This is a genomic window from Flammeovirga sp. MY04 (assembly GCF_001682195.2).
Lineage (GTDB): Bacteria > Bacteroidota > Bacteroidia > Cytophagales > Flammeovirgaceae > Flammeovirga > Flammeovirga yaeyamensis.
Genome location: NZ_CP003560.2, coordinates 507,868 through 524,993, shown reverse-complemented (window position 1 = coordinate 524,993; position 17,126 = coordinate 507,868). Strand labels below are relative to the sequence as shown.

Sequence of the window (17,126 nt, the reverse complement as noted above, 5' to 3'; positions counted from 1 at the left end):
AAAATAACAGTAATTTAAACGTAATTTGTTTGAACAAATATTATATATACATATGTTTGTAATGTCAACAAAAAACAATGACAAAAACAGAAACAAAAATTAATACTTAAACTTTTTATATTATGAAAAAGCTTACTCTTACACTTGGTGTAATTTTATTTACTTTCGCTTCTACATTTGCTCAAAAACTTAATACTGAGCAATCTAAAGTAAACTGGACAGGTTACAAAGTTGTAGGTTCGAACCACACAGGAACTGTTGCAGTTAAAGATGGTGAGTTAAAAATCAAAAAAGGTAAAGTTCAAGAAGGTACAATTGTTATCGACCTTTCTTCACTTACATCAACTGACCTAGAAGGGGAATGGCAACAAAAATTAAATGGTCACTTAAAAAGTGCTGACTTCTTCCATGTTGAAGAACACCCAACAGCTACTTTTACTTTAAAAGAGGTATCTCACGAAGGTGATGTTCACAAACTTAAAGGTGATTTGACGATTAAAGGAGTAACAAAAGAAATTGCTTTTGATTCTAAATTATCTAAAGAGGGCAAAGTACATGTACTAGAGGGTAAAATCAAGATTGACCGTACTAAATTTGGTCTTAAATATGGATCAGATAGCTTCTTTGACAACTTAGGTGACAAGGCTATTGCAGATGAATTTGATATCGATTTCAAAGTTCAAACTATCTAAGGCATTATCAGCCCATTATCCAGGCACCTCTCGACCTCGAGGGGTGTTTTTTTTTATGAAAATTGAAAATAGTGAGGTTGATTAAGCATTGAGTCTTTTTTCACTTGAAGATCCATGATTTGCTTTTCGATTTTTTTGATCTCTTTTGATTGTTGTGTTTCGAAGCTAATGCAAATAAAGTTACATGAGCTTAATAAAACGATAAATATTAGACTGAAGATTTTCATTGTTGAAATTAATTTAAGTGATTTTGTTGGTACTTTGTTATAATGACAACGGATTCTTAGAAAGGTTGCTTCAAGATAAAAAAAATGGTTCGAAAGCAAAAAATCTTTCAAACCATTCTTTGTAGTATTCAAAATATTAAGACTACATCAGTATTTGATCACAAGTATCTGTTACTCAAAGATAACTGTATCATTCTTTGCAAACCACTCACTATAATATGGCTGATGAATTTTCTCAAGATTATTTCTCTTCAACTTCAAAGTAGGAGTTAAAAGTCCATTATCTATTGTCCAATCCTCTTTCATTACAATCACTTTAGCTACTTTTTCATAGTTGGGTAAAGTAGCATTTAATGCCTGTAGAGTAGTTGATAAAGAAGAAGACAACTCGTCTTTTGATATAGCTTTACCATCTTCAGAAGGAATCACTAGAGCAATAGGCTGTGGAATTCCTGTTCCCACCACACATACTTGTTCTACATTTGCATTATCAGAAATTGGTAATTCTAAATGGTTTGGTGAAATATACTTCCCTTTATCAGTTTTAAATTGATCTTTTACACGACCAACAATAGATAAATAACCATCATGATCATATTCTCCTAAATCGCCAGTTCTAAGGAAACCATCTTCATCAAATAGTTCTTTTGTCTTTTCTGGTTCTTTATAATAACCAAGAGTCAAACAATCACTCTTTAATCTCACCTCACCTTCTTCAGAAAGTTTGGTTTGAATATGATCATATTTCAATCCAACAGTTCCGATTCTGTTCATACCAGGGAAGTTCATATGCGATACACAAACATCCTCAGACATTCCGTACCCTTGATTGACATCAATGCCTAATTTCTTAAACCATTCTTGTAAATCAGGTGATATAGGTGCTGCACCAGAAATTACAGAAACCGCTTCTTGGAAACCTAAAGCTGTTTTGATCTTTTTTCTAATGACATTATTAATCACTGGAATTTTCAGCAGTAAATCCAATCTACCTTGAGGCATCTTTTTAAGGATACTTTCTTGGAATTTTTGGAAGATTCTAGGCACAGCAAAAAACATATGAGGTTTAGCTTCAGCTAGATTCGCAGGGAAGGATTCTAACGATTCAGGGAAAGCAATCGACCCACCTAAGTATAAACCGATGAATTCATAAGCCGCTCTTTCAGCAATATGTGCCAAAGATAAGAAAGCAAAGAACCTTGGATTTTTAGGCAAACTAAAATGATGTTCAAATTCTTTTACTGCAAATTCTACACTACTGTATTTATGCATTACTCCTTTAGGGTTTCCGGTAGTTCCTGAAGTGTAAAGAATAGTCATCAAATCGTCTGGTCCAGGTTTGGCAATATCTTGCATTGGTGCATTCTTTTTTACCAATTCATCCCAACCATACTCCTCTTTCACTCCATGCATTTCAATTCCAATTCTAGGAATGTCTACAGATTTAACACCTTCTTCTTGAGATGAATAATCATCTAGCTTACCAATAAAAACAGCTTTAGAATCCGAGTGCTCAAGAATGAGTTTAATCGTATCCTTGTCAGTAGTAGGATAAATTGGAATACTTATACAACCCGCCATAAGAATAGCTAAATCGGCCATGATCCAATGTGAACAGTTTTTAGAAAGAAGTGCCACGTGACTCCCTTTTTCTAGGCCCATGTTCATTAATGCTGAAGCCATTCTTCTACATTGTTCTCCAGCTTCTTGATACGTAACCGTTAGTTTTTCCCCATGAATGTTCTGATGCAAAAATGGCAGGTTTGGAGCTTCCTTCTCCCATTTTTGAAATGCGTCTAGTGCTGAGATAAAAGTCATAGTCTGTGTGTGTGTATTTAAGAGTGCTTATTTTGTATTGAGTATTTCATTTCTATTTGTAACACATAAAAGTATAAAATTGTATAATTCTACTTTTATACTTTTAATAGCTGAGTCTTCATAATTGATCCTCAGTTTATAAGATTACCGTTTGAAATTTCATATAATGAAATCAATAGTAATATAAATTGCAAACATTATAATAATTAGCCAAATAAATTTATCGTTTTTTTTATATATCTTCTTAAAAATCACGATACTAACCTTTTATGGAGTAAGTGAATGTGCTCTTCGCTAATTTCACAGCATCCTCCAATAATATTAGCTCCGGCCTCTTTCCATTGTAAAGCTAAAGTGAGGAAATCTTCTGGAGATGAGGTTCCCAGCCAAGTTTTTGTATCGGGATTATATACCATTCCTGCATTAGGATATATCACTATTTTTTTCTTCCAACCTGCATTTAATATTTCAGAAATAAGACCTAAAATATATTTTGGATGTGTACAATTAATCCCTAAAGCCATTACATTATTATTATGCTTTAACAAAGAAACAATATCGATAATATCGGTACCATCGTTCAATTGTTTTTCGTTTTTACATGAAAAAGAAAACCAAGCTTTATGCCCACATTTCTCTATTAAATCGTTTAGAACTTTAGCTTCTTCAAGTGATGGAATTGTTTCTACTGCAAGAACATCTATATCTGTAGCATCAATAATTCTTAGCCTTTCATTATGAAATGATCTTAATGTATTTTCATCTACCGCTTCATCATACCCTTTGTATTCGCTTCCATCCGCCAAGTAGGCTGCATAAGGACCAATACTTCCTGCAATGAAAACCTCCCTTTTTGAAATTTCTCTATATTCTTCTTTTGCTGATTGAGCTATTTCTGTCGTTTTCTTTAAAAGATCTATGGCCACTTCATGAGAAAATCCTTTCTCCATAAATCCTTTGATAGATGCCTGATAGCTGCTACTTATGATGATCTCTGCTCCTGATTTCAAATAATTCAGGTGTGCGTTTTTAATTACTTCTTCTTGATGATGAATTAAATCGGCTGTCCATAATTGGTTATTGACATTACCCCCAAGCTTTTTGATAGCATTGGATAATCCACCGTCTAATAAATAAAAATCTTTTTCTAATACTGCCATATAGTAAAAATAAAAGGTTGTTCCACAAAACCATGAAACAACCTTTTATAACGTATTTTACTGTTCTACTTTTTTCTTTAAGACCACAGGTGTCTCCACTGCTTTCAAGTATTTATCATATATTTTCTTAATCATAAAATAATCCTCAGCATCGTACACTGCTTTTTTAAAGCTTAATTTAAAATCTATTTCAACATTATTTCCATTCACCTTCGTCGATACTTTTAATGACATTGTAGGATCTTTGAAACTATAATTTTGAGGACCTTCTATGAATTCATATCCATTTGGAATAACAATTGTCGATTTTGCTCCTTTAGTAAATGCATTTGTAAAATCGATAGGATATGTTCGAATATGTGAGGTAAATGGTTGTTTTTCTTCAAATAACTTCAAGAAAGGTTGTACCACTATATGATCTTGCAATTGTTCTACTTCTGATTTACCAGCTGCAGCAATCCTGTAAAGTTTATCGAAGTCTTTATATCCCTTTGTTCTCTGTTGATCAATAGACGTAAACCCATTATCCAATAAATACTTCTTGATTTTTTCCTCTTTATCGTTAAATCTAAGTTTATTAATGTAGGCCTCTATACTTGAAGTATTGTTTACATAACTTACTGAAGCAGTATGCTTCTCCAAGTCTATATCACTAATATTGATTGTGGTTTGATCTAAAGAAGTTAAATGGTTTGCTATCTTTATCCACTTTGATTCATCACCATTAATCAGTAATCCATCTCCGTTATTACATCTTGGGGGTAGAATGTAAGTTCCTAACATAGGTGTGGTCACATCGTATAAATGCTCTTTCCCATCCAATTCGATTAGGAATATTGTGTAGTTAAATACTTCCTGAAAAGGATATTTTTTATTGATTTTTCCATGTCCTCTACTACTTAGAATTACTGGATACACTTTAATTCCTGCAGCTTGTAAAAGCCCCGCAGTAAAGAAATTAAGTTCTGCCACATTTCCTTCTTTAGTATCAAAGATCTTTTTTGGAGTCTCTGTGGCTAAGTTACTGTAGAAATTATTCCAATTATATCCATCTTTTACATATCGGATAATTTTTTCAGCCTTTTCAGCTTCAGGTCCTTTATTTAATTCTGGATGTACCTCAAATACTTTTTTAGCAAAAGACGTTGACTTTTTTAGGTACTTACCAAAACGATGATCTTTGCTCAACTCATCAATAAATTTAGGATAGGTTGAAAGTACCTCCACTGTACCGCCTTGTAAGTTTTGATATTCAGAAATCTGAAATTTCACTTGCATAAGATAATCATCTATAGATGATATATATTCCTCATCCTTAAAGGCAGGAGTGTTTTTCATGACAAAATCATAACGAATAATATCGTAATCTTTTCCTTTAAAATTAAAAACTCCATTTAACCTTTTATTTGATGTTGAAAAGAATTTTTTAATGCTTTGTGTAGTAAATACATAATTGTATAATGGAATTATGTTTACTGTAAATTTACTGTAGAGAGTAGGAATTTTTGCTTGAAAGTTCCATTTGGGTAGAGTGAAAATAAATGGAGATTCCACCTTGTATTTATATTCGATGATCGATCCCTTCTTTGCTTTAGGGTAGGTAAACTTTTCTCTTTGCCAGTATTTGTTTACCTCTTCACTCATTAGATCTTTTTTATCAATCTCTTCTTTCTCTATTAGACCAGTTGTTTTATTGAAATTATATGTAGCAGCAGAGAATTGATAAACTTGTTCTCTTCGTTCTTTTGATTTATATAGAAGAATTTCATCATTAGCATAGCTTACACCTCTATCGGTAGCTATTTTAATTCTTCTCGTCCTTTCAAAAATGATATGAAATCGATCTCTTCCTTCTGTGAACTTGACTTCCCCTTTATCGAAAATAACTACTGCATCATCATTTTCAGGTACTTCTACATTAAAATCATTGATTGTTACTTTTCCATAGTTCTTGTCAATCTTCTGAGAAAAACTAATTGTTGAAAAAATCACCCAAAAGGTGATAAATAAAAAAGAATGTTTCATTTTAGTTAAATAGTTCGTTTAAGTATAACATTAGAATTTTTCATGATATTCTCTACATTTTTTATAAAATCATGAAATCCAGCATATTCTTTAATTGGATAGTGTCCACTTGGTATCAATAAAGTCTGATGCATTTTGACCTTATTCTCTTGTTTTATGTGTTCGTAGGTAATGGCAAAACTACCATATTTTGTGGCAATAATTTTCTCGGGGGAGAATTCTACAAAGTCTTTATCAAAAACACTTAAATCGTAAGTGACAGTAAATTGTTGGTGTATGGGATGATGAACTACAACATCGTGAACTCTATCTTTTATATTTTCTAATTTGGTATTGAAAAAATTAATTGGTGAAATCACTTTTAAGGTGCCAACCTGTCTGATGATTTTTTGAACAGTCCCTTCCAATTTCACTTCCAAGGCATCTGAATCCGGAATTGTATTGATAGACATACTATCCACTTCAATATCATACACTAAGGCTAAGTTTTTAAAATACTCTTTTTGTTCATTTTCATTAAATGTATTTTTCACTTCTAATAAAGTAGCAAAGTGAGTCCCTCTAACTGTCCAATCCACTGACAAATCTGCTGATAAGTTGTCTTTCAATTTAAAGTTTAGATCAACTTCTTCTTTGGCATTATCTGTTGTATAACTTGGTAAAGTAATTAAACGACTGTTCCCTTTTTCAACCCATAAGGCTTGTCTGCCATAAGTGAAGTCACTTAAATAATTAAAAGGCAGATATTTTGAGGTATTTTCTAAATACACCGTATCCTTTTCAAATGGCACTCCAAGGATGACGTGATTAAACTGTTGGCTTGGGAAATCGGATATTATTTTTTTCACTTCTGAACCAGCATTTACATCAATTGCGTAGGATGGGATGTCTACTTCCTTCAAAAGTGCTTTCATGTAGTTGGTTAAAGCTTTACAGTCGCCATATTTATTTTCACAAACATATTCTGCTGGATAAGGTTTTAAGCCTCCAATATCAATCGTTACATTAATGTATCTTGTATTTTCTTGCATGTAACGATACAGTACTTTTGCTTTTTCTCTTTTGTTAGGTATATGATCTGTTAAAGCATGCACCCTTCTCTTTTCTAGAGGAGTTAATTCATCCAATCCATCAGATAAACTATAGACCCAATCGCCATAAGATTTCCATGTTGACATATCGCCTATCCCTCCAAAATCAACATTTTTAGGGGTGATAATCACTAATGGTAACTTATCAAATAGGTGAGGTGAAAAGCGTTCTGATTTGATGACTAAATCCTGAGACAAATCAAACTCCCATGATATTGTTTTTTTTCCTTCTTTCTCGTTTTCAGATTTAATGTAATTCCCCTTTTCATATACTTTATATTGGTAATGCAAGGGTAATTCAACTTCTAAAGAAGCACTTTGAATATCTATGTTACTAAAATACGCAGGACTCCATGTGGCTAAGTTTACATAATTGTCTTCCGAAACAGTATAAGAATAATAAATAGTATAAGGAAAATTACTCCACTTTAAGTTAAAGTATTTTACGTGGGCATCGCTGTAAAAAGTGCTATTATCAGTTAGACTTTTTGTGCCAATATCCTTTCCTTTTAATTTCTTTACCTGAACACCATTTTGATCTAAAATATAAGCACGGTTAACACGCATGGAAGAATTATAAGGGATTTCAATTTCTCCATAATACACGGCGTCCTTGTCATTTATTTGGATAGATACATCAACAGTTTTTTTTAATTTCCCATTTTCAATAGCAATATGTGTATCATAACTTACGACTTGTGCATTTTGAGCAAAGACCACAGCATGAGATAATAGAAATAGAGTAATTAAAATTTGTTTGTAATAATAAAGCATAGATGTTCAGTTCGCTTGAAATATAAAGATCAAAAAAAAAGTCACTTTTAAAAAGCGACTTCTTATTTATTTTCTAACAAATCCCCATATTAAAAGAGGAAAACCTATTAATGCGATAATACCACATACAATATTCAATATCTTTTGACCTTCTTCTAAAAGATTTAGATAATCCGAAAGGTCCCCTGCATAAGCGTATTGAACATTTAGTTTATCATGTTCAGGTTGCCCTACAGCAATAATCCTAGCCCCTTGTCTTAATCCTAACCATTGAATAGGTGCATTCGAACTTGTTTTCTCATCTAAAAGAATATGAGCAACATCTTCACCTCTCCAAGGTACTTTATCAAACACCAAAATCTCTTTGCCTTTAGGTGTTTTTACGGTGATATCTTGAAGTTTTTTCTCTACTGATTTAAATCCATTATGTTTTCCTGCTCCAGTGAATTCTTCTTTTGAAGCAATCACCAAAAAGTTTTCAACCAGAAAATTTGATGAATCGACTATTCCTTCGACAATCTTTAAATTATCTTGGTTTAGTATTGCTTTTTCCAAGGCATCTGCTTCTTTGTTTACTTTTGGAGCACTCACTCCGTAAATAAGAATTGCAACCCCTACTAAAACTAAACCAACAGCTATTCTAACGTTCATCTTATTTTAGTTTAGCATAGGTGGCACCATAACCAAACTTCTCTTTTCTAGCATCTTCATAATACTCCACATCAGGGTGTTTAGATAAACGCTTCTGAATTTCAGTTTTCAGTTTTCCACTTCCAATTCCATGGATAAAAGTAATATGATCCATACCTGTTACGATTGCAGCATCTAATTCCTTCTCAAAATGAAGAATTTGCATACTTAAAGTAGAGTTGCCCATATTTGGATCTAACCCCAGAGCTTCAGCATGTAAGTCTACTTCAGAGGCAGGCTTCTGAACAACTTTTTCAACTTTTTCTGAAGGTGTTCTTTTCTCTAAAATACCGTCTTTAATTTTGTCGGCGTCTACTGCTTCCAATGCTTTTACGTCTAATTGGAAAACGTATCCATCAGCACTCATACCTGGAACATCTTTTTTATTATTAAAGAAAGTAGATGCTTTAAATCTTAGCTTTTTAATTAAAGGCTCGTGGTTAACACTTGGGCCAGCATAAAAGAATAAAGATTGGAATACATAAGCAGGCCATTCTTCAAAATTTTGAAGGGTTACCTGATCTACCTTTAGTTGTGTTCTAGGATGAAGAACAGCGGTATGCACTCCTTTATAATCCCCTTTTCTCTCCGTTCCTAATACAAAAGGAATGGTTAAGTCTGAGTTGTTACAAATATAAACGTCAAGAATCTGATCGTTCTGATGAACAAAAGCAATAAATAATCCCCTCTCGGAAATCATAGGTAAAGCTGCTTTTGGTCGGTTTTGTTGTTTCTTTTTTAACGAAGGAGTGACAACTCTTTCCTCTTCTTCAACACTTCCGAACTCATCAGATTCTACTTGAGATACAATGGCTAAATCACCTTCGACAAAATCCATTCGAAAGCCATCCACTTCTACCTCAATAATATTATTTTTCTTAAAGCCGACTACGATACCATCCATGTTATCGTGTAAACTTCTTACTTTATCTCCAATATTCATTTTCTATTGCTTTAGTTGATAATAAATTAGGTGAGGACCATACTGGGCCAACATTTGATTCGCAGTAACGGAGATAATGTATAAACCATACCTCACTTTTTGATCCTGATCCTGAATCAATATATACGATCCATTACCTACAGGTGCAAATGTACCTTCAAAACTATCATCATCCGTTTCAGTACAATTTGTACTCAAATCATTGTATTTAAAAGTACCATTTCTATAAAACACCCACTCATCGTCCTTAGAACATTCAGGTATTTCTACTTCTTCCCCTGTGGCATTATCTATCATTCTCGAAATGACCCATTTTTTTCCTGTAGGAGATGTTAAATGAGTAATGAATGAATCCCAGATAATTACAGTAATTGAATTTCTATAACCAATTTCTGTAGAAACTACTTTCACTTCAGTATTCACTAAGAAATTGTTCTTTTCTATTCCATTGGCAGTATCTATTAATGATGCAGAAACGTAATAGGAACCACTATCCAGTTTTAGAAAAAAGGCTAACCCATTAACATCTGTAGTTTGTTCTTGTGCTACTGCATTTTTTTGATCCACAAAATCTTCATGTGAAGCATATAGGTTCACTTTTCCATTGACTACCTCCTTTCCCTGCTCATCTCTTACCTGAACATATAAGTCTCCAAATGGCTTAGGATTCTCACAAGCCCAAAGAAGTAACAACAATACTATGTAAAGGTACTTTTTCATTAAAACTCAATTGTTTTTTGCTCTGGTAAAAGTTTGAAAGAATTTCTATGCCAAGGAGTAGTTCCATGGGCTGCAATAGCGGCTCTATGTTGTTTTGTAGGATACCCAGCATTTTTCTCCCATCCATAATGAGGAAATTCTTCTGACAATTTTGTCATTAAAAGATCTCTATGCGTTTTTGCTAGAATAGATGCTGCAGCTATACTTAAATATTTACCGTCTCCCTTTACGATACATTCGTGCTCTATCCCTTTATAAGGTCGAAAACGATTACCATCGATTAATAAAAGTTCTGGTTTTTCTGTTAAGCCATCTACACAGCGATGCATTGCTGTAAATGAGGCTTGCAAAATATTAATTTTATCAATTTCTTCAGCCTGAACTTCTATTACCTTATAATCTATGGCTTCTTTCATGATTACCTCTCTTAACACCATTCTTTTTTTATGGGTCAACTTTTTGGAATCATTTAAATCAGGATGTGAAAAATTCTTAGGTAAAATTACAGCAGCAGCGACTACAGGTCCTGCCAAACAACCTCTTCCCGCTTCATCTAAACCTGCTTCTACTTTATCTTTTGTAAAACTTGATGCTAACATAACTGCAATTTATCTAACAATATCACCTAGTCAAAACCATAATGATACTTATTCGAATATATTATTTCTGTGAAGGTTCCTCAGCCAATAGTGTTTCAATTAACTGAGTGAATTCGGCTACATATTTCTCGTAATACTCTCCTGTTCCTGGTCCAGTAAAACCTGTATGAATTTCTCTTACTTTTCGGTTTTTATCAATGACTATTGATGTTGGAAAAGACATGACTTTATTTAACATTGGCAAAGCATCAGAAGTCATTTGAGGAGTACCCGCATAAAGAATTTCATACTCTAAATTTAGTTTATTTTTCATTCTAGAGATTCTCTTAAATGCTTTTTCTGCTTCTTCAGAACGTTCAAATGACAAACCGATAATCTCTAATCCTTTCTCATTATATTTCTTGTAAAGTGGACCAAAAAACTTGCTCTCGTCCAAACAGTTTGGACACCAAGAACCCATAATTTGTAAGATCACTACCTTATCGTCGTACCTTTCATCTCCTAGTGAAATCACTTTACCTTCTGAATTTTCAAAGGCAAAAGAAATATGGCTATATCCTTCTTTAAGGTAAGTCAATGTTTTTGGATCTGGAAGCTTAGCACGATCATCTTTAACGCCCTGCCATGTTTTAAAGGCTTCTTTTCCTGACCACATTTTACCATTCACAAGTTTATTTTCTTCCTTTTCGACTTCAAATCTTAAAATATGAACACCATCAAAAGAAGAAAGTTTCATTTTATTACCTTCAACAACTCCTTCCAAATAGCGGTAGTCTCCAGTGGCAGTCATGAATGTACCTGTAACATACATTCCATTTTGTCTGAATAATCCAATAGATTCGGTCTTACCTAGTTTTACCGCATATTTTCCTGTAAAGTCCACATCTGGGCTTTCCGATACAGAGAAACGATTCGCTTTTCCTTTTTCTGCAAGAAATGGAAGAGAGTAAGCACCTTTTCTTAGAAAACGACCATTCAATGATTCTTCACTTTCTTTTACAATGATCTCTGCTTCGTAAATCAATAATGGAACATGAAGAGAGTCTCCTTCATAGTAAACCTCATCTAGTTTCATTCTTTCATCACCATTAATAACCGTCCATACTTGTTGATCTCCCTCTCCCTCTACTTGTAGATAAAATGGAATATCTTTTTGATGATTGTTCGTTATTACTGCCCTCCACTTAGAAAGAGTAGTGTTTTTCCCTTCCTCTTTTTGGGTGGTTGAACAGCCCATGAAAAGTGCAAGAAGTAAGATGGATATTGTTTTTAAGAAGTTCATTGTTAATCGAAATAATATAGTCACTGTTAATCTTGTAATTTCCACCAATCCACATGATTCAACATCTGGATATTACGTTTTTCTCCAATTTTGATAGTAAAAAAGCTATCGTGATGGATCCAAATACTAAATCCCTGCTCAAATTTCCACTCACCATAACTTGCATTACCAAAATAATCTATGTGTTTTAATGTGGCTGTATGTTCAGAGTTATCTGCCTCTACTACATCTAACCATTCTGGTCTGGCCATATATTCTCCTTTTTCTTTTTGGATACCAATAGAAGCCAATTGATCAGAAGTTAAGACATTACAATGAGGGAAAAAGTGTGCAGCATAACCATTTAATGGTTGCTTATAAATTTCTTCAGGAGAAGCGATTTGTAATATTTTTCCATGAGACATTACACCTATTCTATCCGACATAGATAATGCATCGTGTGTATCATGTGTTACGAATACTACAGAAATATTTGCCTCAATAGCAATATTTTTCACCATTCTTCTTAAATCTGAACGCATTGCCATATCAAGGTGTGAGAATGGTTCATCCAATAAAAGTACAGGTGGTTCGTCTGCTATTGCTCTAGCAATGGCTACTCTTTGTTTTTGTCCACCAGATAGTTCTTTTGGACGAGTATCTCTATAATCCTCTAATTCACAGATTCTTAAAAGTTCTTTTAGACGGTACTCCTGATATTTTTTACTCGACCTTCTAATAGGGTATTTAATATTATCTGCTACAGTTTGATGATTAAATAAGTTATAGTCTTGCTCTACAAGTGCAATTTTATCATGTCCCGCCAATAGACGTTCGTGTGGACCTAATATTCTTTCGCCATAAATGTATGCACTCCCATTGTCGGGACGCATTTGTCCAGATAAAAGTTTTAAGGATGTTGTTTTACCGCAGCCACTTTTTCCAATCAATGCAAAGACTTCTCCTTCTTTCACATCAAATGATAAATGATCTACTGCTAATTTTCCTTCTTCGTATGATTTTACAAAGTTTTCAACCCTTAAAATCGTTTTCCTTTTTGACATATATAATTTTTCGTTTTTCTGATGGCAAAAATAAACGATTTATCTTATTCTACTGAGGATAAACTCATTTTTTTATTACGTTAAGGTTACTTTCTGACAGAAATAAAAGAAAAGGGCAACAAGAAATTCCTGTTACCCTTATAACACCCATTATTGTTGTTGTTTGTAGTACATTTAACTTTCAAACTCTATTATTTATAAGGTACTGTTAATGGTTAATAGATTAGTTTGTTGGATAAGTCTTCGGTAAAATCACCGGCTTTAGAAACAAGAGTTTCTATCTTTTCGCCGGTTTCTTTTACATTTTTTTTCGAAGACAAATTCATTTCATTCCATTTTTGTTTATTATCTCGAATCAGAATCTCCAAACTTGCTTGTAAATTTTCTAAATCACGAACTGCTCTTTCGGTAATGGGGATTTTATTCTCATCCTTTATCAAATTGCTATCATTAATTTTCCGTACAGCACTATCTTTCAGAGAACCAATAATCATATTATTGGCATCCTCCGTGAAGTCCAGAATGTTTTTATTTAAGTTTGTTAGTTTATCAATAAACTCGTTTGAACCTTTTTCTAATTGATTTAAATCTTCCAAAGCATTAATCTCACTTTGAAGAATTTGATCATTAATTTTCAAGGAAAGTTCCGATTGAACTTCTCCCTTAATTTCATCTGCCTTCTCTTTTATCTTATCATATTGTTGTTGATAAATAAGAAGGTCTGTTTGTACTTTCTTTGTTAAGTCTATTAGGTTATTGAGCATCGTATCTATCGTTTTGTTGATGATACAAATATGAGGCACCTCCAAGAATATTATTATTTGATTATGACCTTATCTTCTCTCATTCTGACATTTTAATACTAAATGCTGTTAAAGTGATGCAGGTTATTATTTGTGATATGTTGAAGTATTAACTTTGAACCAACAAAATCATCGCTATCTATCTAATTTCTTTCATCAACTTCTTTTAAACGAAAATGACAAAATGAGAGAAATCATTATCAATAAAAGTTCTTATACTAATTTCTTCAATGAGTTATCTTCACAATTTGATTGCACTTACTATGGCAATGAGTTAAAAGTGACGATTAATGAAGAAAGTTCGTTGACCATTAGAGGTTATTCCATTAATGACGGATTGGAGATTTCAGAAATTGAAGGGTACATCAATGAGCCTATTAAATTGGTGAGAACGAAAAATGATGACCCTGCTTTTGTTATTGCCTATTTCCTTACTCCTTTTCGATTTACCAACGAATACGATTTCTCAGATTTTCAGATTCAGAAAAAAAAATACTGGTCGAATATCAAAGAAGATGAAGTGTTCTACTTCCCTGCCCATCAAAAAGTCTCCATCTTATCAATTAAACATTCCTATGCAATGATGGAGAAATATAATCAAAATGGTGTCCCACTAATTAATAATTTATTGAACACGAAATCTCCTTTTATCATTTATGAGAGTATCTCCAAGACCTCTCAACAGATCATTAAAGATGTAAAAGGTTGTAATTTTAATAATGATATTGAAAAGCTAAAGCTTGATTACCTCACTTATCAGCTGCTCTATAACTTTGCCAATAAAGTAGAAAATCGTTTTGGCACTGGCATGCTTCCAAAACGCTATCCAGAATCTGATGTTGAAAAGGTATTTAGAGTAAAGAATTACATAGAAGAAAACTACACTGAAGTGATTAAAGCTGAAAATTTAGCAGAGGTTGCTCAGTTTAGCTACAGTAAGCTAAGAAAACTATTTAAAGAAATAGTCGGGATTTCCATATTACAATACGCCAACCATTATAAAATTACCATGGCGCATCAGTGGTTGATTGATGGCACTCATAATGTTTCTGATTGTACGTATCATTTAGGGTTTAGTAGTATGACACATTTTGGAAAATTATTTAAAGACAAATATGGGTGCACGCCAAGTGAGTTTATAAAAAAAGCCAAGTAATTATGGTGAATCACTTGGCTAATATATTTTATATATCAAATTACTTTTTCACAGCGGCGTAATGCTTGTAGAATAATTCGATCGTTTCAATTCCTTTTAAGAAATTATCTACACCAAACTTTTCGTTAGGTGAGTGGATAGCATCAGAGTCTAAACCGAAGCCCATCATGATAGAATCCAAACCTAATTCTTCTTTGAATAAAGCTACAATTGGAATTGATCCACCGCTTCTTACTGGAATAGGTTCTTTACCATCGAATGCCTCAGCATAAGCGTTTGATGCTGCTTTAAATTCAATAGAATTCGTAGGAATAACTACTGGAGTACCTCCATGGTGAGCAGTTACTTTTACTTTAATACCATCTGGCACTAATGATTCTACGTGTTTAGTGAATAACTCAGAAATTTCTTCCCATGATTGGTGAGGTACTAAACGCATAGAGATTTTAGCATAAGCTTTTGATGCAATTACTGTTTTTGCACCTTCGCCTGTATAACCACCCCACATACCGTTCACATCAAGAGTAGGACGAATTGATGTTCTTTCATTTGTTGAATATCCTTTTTCGCCAAATTCTTTTTCGATATCTAAAGCTTTTTTATAAGCATCTAAGTTAAACGGCGCTTTAGCCATTTTTGCTCTATCCTCATCTGAAATGATTTCTACTTTATCATAGAATCCTGGAATAGTAATATGACCGTCTTTATCTTTTAAAGCGGCTACTACTTCTGCCAATGCGTTCAATGGATTTTGAACTGCACCACCGTACATTCCTGAGTGAAGATCTCTGTTTGGACCTGTTAATTCCAGTTCCATATAGCTTAAACCTCTCAAACCAACAGTAATTGATGGTGTATCCATGCTAATCATTCCTGTATCAGAAATTAGAATAACATCTGCAGAAAGGCTTTCTTTTCTTTCATTGATAAACTGACCAAGGTTTACTGAACCAATTTCTTCTTCACCTTCAATCATAAATTTGACGTTACAAGTCAAAGTGTTGTTTTTCATCATCGATTCAAAGGCTTTCACGTGCATATACATTTGGCCCTTATCATCTGATGCTCCCCTTGCGTAGATTTTGTTGTCTTTTAAAGTAGGCTCAAAAGGAGGTGTATCCCATAGATCGATCGGATCTGCAGGTTGAACGTCGTAGTGACCATAAACCAACACTGTTGGTAATTTAGGGTCAACGATTTTTTCACCATATACAACAGGGTTACCTGCAGTTTGGCAAATTTCTACTTTATCTGCTCCAGCCTCATTTAATTGATGTGCAATAAAAGCTGCAGCTTTCTTAATGTCTGGCTGGTAAGTTGCATCCGTACTTACTGATGGAATTCTAAGTAGATCAAAAAGTTCTGCTAAGAATCTGTCTTTGTTGTCTTTTATATATGGAGTCATATGTCAATTAATTTCTATATTCTAACTGCAAATTTAAGGCATTGTTCTGAAAATTACATCCCATAATGGAGAAGAAACTCCAAATGCCTTATCATCAGACTTATAATGATGAATCCCATGATGAATCCATAAGATTTTAAAGAAATTTTTGGGAGGTCTGTAAGCGTGTATTATATAATGAATGCCCAAATAGGCACTGTATCCCACTAAAAAGCCTCCACCAAATCCAAAAGCATAATTACTCATTATCAAATAAAAGAAGCCAAAAAAAGCAGATGATAAAACAATGCTTATAATTGGAGGCATTGCTAACCTAGACTTATCTTTTGGTTGATCGTGATGAACGCCGTGAAATTTATAGGTAATATCTTTCTTTAATTTAGTATCTGGCAACATGTGAAAAACAAAACGATGCATCAAATATTCGACTAAGGTGAAGAATAATAAACCCAACATAAACAATCCCACTGTTGGCCCAATAGATAACAGATTGTTCCAGCAACCATAAACAGAAAGTCCTAATCCTATGATTAAATACATACTGATGGGAACGAATGCATGTGTATGGGTAAGTTTTTCTAATAGTGGATGTTCAAAAAGAGCTTTACTTTTTTTATTATGAGCAACAGACATATTGGGGTAGTTAATTTGGGTTCGGGTTATTATTTACTCTATAAAAATACAAACGGACAGGAATT

Annotated in this window: 15 protein-coding genes; 2 read left to right on the top strand and 13 right to left on the bottom strand. The window is 33.3% G+C overall.

All coding sequences use genetic code 11. The annotated features are described in order from the left end of the window. Nucleotides 1–122 precede the first annotated feature (122 nt). Complete coding sequence (locus tag MY04_RS02165) at nucleotides 123–692, top strand: YceI family protein (RefSeq protein WP_066205665.1); 570 nt, start codon at nucleotides 123–125, stop codon at nucleotides 690–692. Between the two features lie 398 nt (nucleotides 693–1,090). Here the strand turns inward: MY04_RS02165 and MY04_RS02160 are convergent, their stop codons facing one another. From MY04_RS02160 to MY04_RS02110, 11 genes are all read right to left on the bottom strand, one after another. Further along, nucleotides 1,091–2,737 carry an AMP-binding protein gene (locus MY04_RS02160; RefSeq protein WP_066205659.1) on the bottom strand — a complete coding sequence of 549 codons (1,647 nt, stop codon included), beginning with the start codon at nucleotides 2,735–2,737 and terminating at the stop codon, nucleotides 1,091–1,093. Nucleotides 2,738–2,988: 251 nt separating this feature from the next. After that, a complete protein-coding gene (gene mmuM / locus MY04_RS02155; protein ID WP_066205657.1) occupies nucleotides 2,989–3,897 on the bottom strand; it encodes a homocysteine S-methyltransferase in 909 nt (302 codons plus the stop codon). 57 nt (nucleotides 3,898–3,954) lie between these two features. Further along, nucleotides 3,955–5,922: a DUF3857 domain-containing protein gene (locus tag MY04_RS02150; protein WP_066205654.1), complete on the bottom strand. Its 1,968-nt coding sequence runs from the start codon at nucleotides 5,920–5,922 to the stop codon at nucleotides 3,955–3,957. Between the two features lie 5 nt (nucleotides 5,923–5,927). Next, entirely contained in the window at nucleotides 5,928–7,787 is a 1,860-nt protein-coding gene (locus MY04_RS02145; RefSeq protein WP_066205651.1) for a DUF3857 domain-containing protein, read from the bottom strand. Between the two features lie 66 nt (nucleotides 7,788–7,853). Beyond that, nucleotides 7,854–8,438 (bottom strand): hypothetical protein, encoded by a 585-nt coding sequence (locus MY04_RS02140; RefSeq protein WP_066205648.1) that lies wholly within the window; start codon nucleotides 8,436–8,438, stop codon nucleotides 7,854–7,856. A 1-nt stretch (nucleotide 8,439) separates the two neighbouring features. After that, nucleotides 8,440–9,420 carry a Smr/MutS family protein gene (locus tag MY04_RS02135; protein ID WP_066205646.1) on the bottom strand — a complete coding sequence of 327 codons (981 nt, stop codon included), beginning with the start codon at nucleotides 9,418–9,420 and terminating at the stop codon, nucleotides 8,440–8,442. Between the two features lie 3 nt (nucleotides 9,421–9,423). Further along, nucleotides 9,424–10,140, bottom strand: coding sequence for a lipocalin family protein (locus MY04_RS02130; RefSeq protein WP_066205643.1), 717 nt, complete (start codon nucleotides 10,138–10,140; stop codon nucleotides 9,424–9,426). Then, the gene (locus MY04_RS02125; RefSeq protein WP_066205640.1) at nucleotides 10,140–10,739 is read right to left on the bottom strand and encodes a ribonuclease HII; all 600 of its coding nucleotides are present in this window, start codon (nucleotides 10,737–10,739) and stop codon (nucleotides 10,140–10,142) included. Before MY04_RS02125 ends, MY04_RS02130 begins: the two co-directional genes overlap by 1 nt. Nucleotides 10,740–10,800: 61 nt before the next feature. Then, the gene (locus tag MY04_RS02120; RefSeq protein ID WP_084005730.1) at nucleotides 10,801–12,021 is read right to left on the bottom strand and encodes a peroxiredoxin family protein; all 1,221 of its coding nucleotides are present in this window, start codon (nucleotides 12,019–12,021) and stop codon (nucleotides 10,801–10,803) included. Nucleotides 12,022–12,047: 26 nt separating this feature from the next. After that, on the bottom strand, nucleotides 12,048–13,064 hold the full coding sequence (locus MY04_RS02115) for an ABC transporter ATP-binding protein (RefSeq protein ID WP_066205638.1): 1,017 nt from the start codon (nucleotides 13,062–13,064) through the stop codon (nucleotides 12,048–12,050). Nucleotides 13,065–13,279: 215 nt separating this feature from the next. Next, nucleotides 13,280–13,828 (bottom strand): hypothetical protein, encoded by a 549-nt coding sequence (locus MY04_RS02110; RefSeq protein ID WP_066205635.1) that lies wholly within the window; start codon nucleotides 13,826–13,828, stop codon nucleotides 13,280–13,282. Between the two features lie 223 nt (nucleotides 13,829–14,051). Between MY04_RS02110 and MY04_RS02105 the strand changes: the two genes are divergently transcribed. Continuing rightward, complete coding sequence (locus MY04_RS02105; RefSeq protein WP_066205633.1) at nucleotides 14,052–15,023, top strand: AraC family transcriptional regulator; 972 nt, start codon at nucleotides 14,052–14,054, stop codon at nucleotides 15,021–15,023. 40 nt (nucleotides 15,024–15,063) lie between these two features. Here the strand turns inward: MY04_RS02105 and MY04_RS02100 are convergent, their stop codons facing one another. Together MY04_RS02100 and MY04_RS02095 are read right to left on the bottom strand one after the other, a co-directional pair. Continuing rightward, on the bottom strand, nucleotides 15,064–16,428 hold the full coding sequence (locus MY04_RS02100; protein WP_066205630.1) for a dipeptidase: 1,365 nt from the start codon (nucleotides 16,426–16,428) through the stop codon (nucleotides 15,064–15,066). A gap of 33 nt (nucleotides 16,429–16,461) precedes the next feature. Then, complete coding sequence (locus tag MY04_RS02095; protein ID WP_066205627.1) at nucleotides 16,462–17,061, bottom strand: sterol desaturase family protein; 600 nt, start codon at nucleotides 17,059–17,061, stop codon at nucleotides 16,462–16,464. Nucleotides 17,062–17,126 lie beyond the last annotated feature (65 nt).